3 protein-coding genes and 1 tRNA gene are annotated in these 4,003 nt (G+C 71.2%); 2 read left to right on the forward strand and 2 right to left on the reverse strand.

Annotation, left to right across the window (positions count from 1 at the left end; all coding sequences use genetic code 11):
* Positions 1-98 precede the first annotated feature (98 nt).
* Both chpH and ACWEKM_RS02735 read right to left on the reverse strand, forming a co-directional pair.
* Entirely contained in the window at positions 99-332 is a 234-nt protein-coding gene (chpH, locus tag ACWEKM_RS02730) for a chaplin ChpH (protein WP_451619325.1), read from the reverse strand.
* 130 nt (positions 333-462) lie between these two features.
* Positions 463-1,788 carry a M20/M25/M40 family metallo-hydrolase gene (locus ACWEKM_RS02735; RefSeq protein WP_451619326.1) on the reverse strand — a complete coding sequence of 442 codons (1,326 nt, stop codon included), beginning with the start codon at positions 1,786-1,788 and terminating at the stop codon, positions 463-465.
* 199 nt (positions 1,789-1,987) lie between these two features.
* On the opposite strand from ACWEKM_RS02735, the gene ACWEKM_RS02740 reads away from it, so the two are divergent.
* A tRNA-Leu gene (locus ACWEKM_RS02740) sits at positions 1,988-2,075 on the forward strand.
* A 439-nt stretch (positions 2,076-2,514) separates the two neighbouring features.
* A partial coding sequence (locus tag ACWEKM_RS02745; protein WP_451619327.1) for an amino acid adenylation domain-containing protein occupies positions 2,515-4,003 on the forward strand: 1,489 nt, incomplete at its 3' end.

Consider the following 4,003-nt stretch of genomic DNA (forward strand, 5'->3'; position numbering starts at 1 on the left):
CGGGGGGGGCTGCCGGTGGGCTTAATCGGGCCTCCCCCGGCGTGCTTCGCGCGCGCTCCGGGCCCGACGAGAGGACGCCCTCAATCAGGGAGTCGACGTCACTTGTTGACGCAGGTGTTGCCGAAGGCGGGGTTCAGCAGCCCGATCACCGAGATCGTGTTGCCGCAGACGTTCACCGGGACATGCACCGGAACCTGGATGACATTGCCGGAAACGACACCCGGGGAGTGCACGGCAGCACCCTGGGCACCGGAGTCGGCGACGGCGAGGCCCGCGCCCGCGAGAACCAGACCACCAGTGGCAGCCGCAGCAGCGACGACCTTCTTGAGCATTCTTCCTCCTTGTTGGCAAAAAGCGATCCCAGCTGCGGACCGCATCACGTGTAACGAGGAGGGAGTAATGGAGCTACGAGCGTATCGTCGGATTCACTCTTCCCAGTGGGCTCCGCACATGTGGCCGAATTCAGGACGCGTCGATGAACCGGTCGAGCACCCGCACACCGAACTTCAGGCCGTCCACCGGCACCCGCTCGTCGACACCGTGGAACATGCCCGCGAAGTCCAGCTCCGGGGGCAGCTTCAGGGGCGCGAAGCCGAACCCCCGGATGCCCAGGTCGTCGAAGGACTTGGCGTCCGTGCCGCCGGAGAGCATGTACGGGATCGCCTTGGCGGCCGGGTCCTCGGCGACCAGCGCGGACTGCATGGCCTCCACCAGCGCCCCGTCGAAGCCGGTCTCCACGGCCTTGTCGGAGTGCACGTCCTCCCGCCGCACCGTGGGCCCGAGGATCCGGTCGAGGTCGGCCAGGAACTCCTCCTCGAAGCCGGGCAGGAACCGCCCGTCGACGTGCGCGGTGGCCTCGCCCGGAATGACGTTGACCTTGTAGCCGGCGTTCAGCTGCGTGGGGTTGGCGGTGTTGCTCAGGGTCGCGCCGATGAGCTTGGCGATGCCACCCAGCTTGGCGAGCGTCGCCTCCATGTCCTCCGGGTCCAGCTCGGTGCCGAGCGCATCGCCCAGCTCGTCGAGGAAGGCCCGGGTGGTCTTGGTGACCCGTACCGGGAACCGGTGTCGGCCCACCCGGGCGACCGCCTCGGACAGCTCGGTGATCGCGTTGTCCCGGTGGATCATCGAACCGTGCCCGGCGGTGCCGGCCACGGTCAGCTTCATCCAGTGCATGCCCTTCTCGGCCGTCTGGATCAGATAGAGGCGGCGCTGCTCGTTCACGGTGAACGAGAAGCCGCCGACCTCGCTGATCGCCTCGGTCACGCCCTCGAACAGCCCGGGGTGGTGGTCGACCAGCCACCGGGCGCCGTAGGTGCCGCCGGCCTCCTCGTCGGCGAGGAAGGCGAGCACGATGTCCCGCGGCGGCCGTCGGCCGCTGCGCAGCCGGTCGCGCACGACGGCCAGCGTCATGGCGTCCATGTCCTTCATGTCCACGGCGCCGCGCCCCCAGACGCACCCGTCGGTGACCTCGCCGGCGAACGGGTGGTGGGTCCAGTCGTCGGCGTGGGCCGGTACGACGTCGAGGTGGCCGTGGATCAGCAGTGCGGGCCGGGACGGGTCCTCGCCCTCGATGCGGGCCACGGTCGAGGCGCGCCCCGGGTGCGACTCGAAGACGCTCGGTTCGAGGCCCACCTCGGCGAGCTTCTCGGCGACGTATTCGGCGGCCTTGCGCTCGCCCGGGCCCGAGTGGTCGCCGTAGTTGCTGGTGTCGATCTGGATCAGCTCACGGCAGAGGTCCACGACCTCGTCCTCGCCGGTGACGCCCCTGGCCGTGTCCGTCTCGCTCACGCTGCTTCCTCCCGCGCTGTCGCTGCTGGTGGTCCCCCTCATCCTCCCTCGCCGCGGCCTCGCCCCCAAGCCCCGCCCCGGCCCGTCACAGGGCGTTCACGCGGGACCAGGGGCGGGGACAGGGTGTGATCGGCCCTCCCTGAAAGCCTGGTAATGTTTCCCTCGTCGCTGCGGGGGAAGCCTGCGCGACGGACACCTTGTCCGGGTGGCGGAATGGCAGACGCGCTAGCTTGAGGTGCTAGTGCCCTTTATCGGGCGTGGGGGTTCAAGTCCCCCCTCGGACACCAGATAAAACCCCAGGTCACCTGGGGTTTTCTGCTTTTCTGAGTGAGGGCGTGACCAGTGGCCCAGCGAATCCCCAGTAGACCCCGTCCAGGGGCGGGAGTTTCGACGTGGGGAACTCTGCGGCCACCTCGCGGTAACGATGGACCAGTTCCGGCCGGCCTCCGGCCGAGGGCGGTCCGGCGGGACCGTAGTCGGTCCCGGACGCTCGTTCGCCGTGCTGTGGGCCATGTCTCGTCCGGTGTGCGGACCCCCAGATCACGGCGTCGCGGCCGGCTCTCCGGCGGCCCCCGAACGGACTACCCAAGTGGTCGGACAAGAGGGCGGACCCTAGCGTCGTACTAATATTTCCGGCTTGTTGTGGTGCTGGAGCCGGACAACCCCAGGCAGACCTGCGGGCCCGCCGGCGCCCCGGAGGCTTCCGGGAACGAGACGTGAGGACCGATGGCAGCCATAAGCGAGGGCGGTGCTCTCGGCCTGCTCGACGAGACGATCCACGCAGATAGCCATGCGGATGGCCACACAGTTGGCCATGCAGATGTCCGCGAAGACGTCCGTGAAGACGTCCGTGAAGACGTCCGCGGAGCGATCGGCGAAGGGAGTGCCGCCGGGGCCGGTGAGCGGTTCGGTGACCGGGCGCGGTTCTCCGCGGCCCCCGCCGCGCCGCCGCGCACGCTGATCGACGTCTTCGAGGCGACGGTGCGCTCGCATCCGGACGAACCCGCCCTGGACGACGGCACCGAGCAACTCACCTACCGTGCGCTGGCCGCGCGGGTCGAGCGGCTGCGGCGGCGGCTCGCGGGCGTCGGGATCGGGCTCGGGGACCGCGTGGGGGTGCGCGTCCCGTCGGGCACGAACGAGTTGTATGTGGCGATCCTGGCGGTGCTCGCGGCCGGTGCCGCCTATGTCCCCGTGGATGCCGAGGACCCGGACGAGCGGGCCGAGTTGGTGTTCGGGGAGGCCGGGGTGGGGGCCGTCGTCGGGGCCGGACACCGGATCACCGTCCACGGCTCCCGCGACGCCGCTGACGCCCCCGGCGCTCCGGCCGCGCGCCCCGGTGCCGGGCACGACGCGTGGATCATCTTCACCTCCGGCTCCACCGGGAAGCCCAAGGGCGTCGCCGTGACGCACCGCAGCGCCGCCGCGTTCGTGGACGCGGAGGCGGCCCTGTTCCTCGCCGACGAACCCGTCGGGCCGGGTGACCGGGTCATGGCGGGGCTGTCCGTGGCGTTCGACGCGTCCTGCGAGGAGATGTGGCTGGCCTGGCGGTACGGGGCCTGTCTGGTGCCCGTGCCCCGGTCGCAGGTCAGGAGCGGCGCGGACCTCGGGCCCTGGCTGATCGAGCAGGAGATCACCGTGGTGTCCACAGTGCCGACGCTGGCCGCGCTGTGGGAACCCGAGGCCCTGGGCGACGTACGGTTGCTGATCTTCGGCGGGGAGGCGTGCCCGCCCGAGCTGGCGCAGCGGCTGGTGACGGAGGGCCGCGAGGTGTGGAACACCTACGGGCCGACCGAGGCGACCGTCGTGGCCTGTGCGGCGCTGCTGACCGGCGGGGAGCCGGTGCGGATCGGGCTGCCTCTGGCCGGTTGGGAGCTGGCCGTCGTCGACGAGGCGGGCGAGCCGGTGCCGATGGGCGGCAGCGGGCAGTTGGTGATCGGCGGCGTGGGGCTCGCGCGCTATCTCGACGCGGAGAAGGACGCGGAGAAGTACGCGCCGCTCGCGTCGCTGGGCTGGGACCGTGCGTACCGCAGCGGGGACCTGGTGCGGGCGGATCCGGAGGGGCTGGTGTTCCTCGGGCGGGCCGACGAGCAGGTCAAGCTCGGCGGGCGGCGGATCGAGCTGGGTGAGGTGGACGCCGCGTTGCAGGCGCTGCCGGGCGTCGGGGGCGCCGCGGCCGCGGTGCGCACCGCACGCGGCGGCAACCAGCTCCTCG

This window comes from Streptomyces sp. NPDC004752 (genome assembly GCF_053601275.1).

Coding starts and splice junctions, on each gene's coding strand:
- chpH (WP_451619325.1), bottom strand. CDS start 332: ATGCTCAAGAAGGTCGTCGCTGCTGCGGCTGCCACTGGTGGTCTGGTT.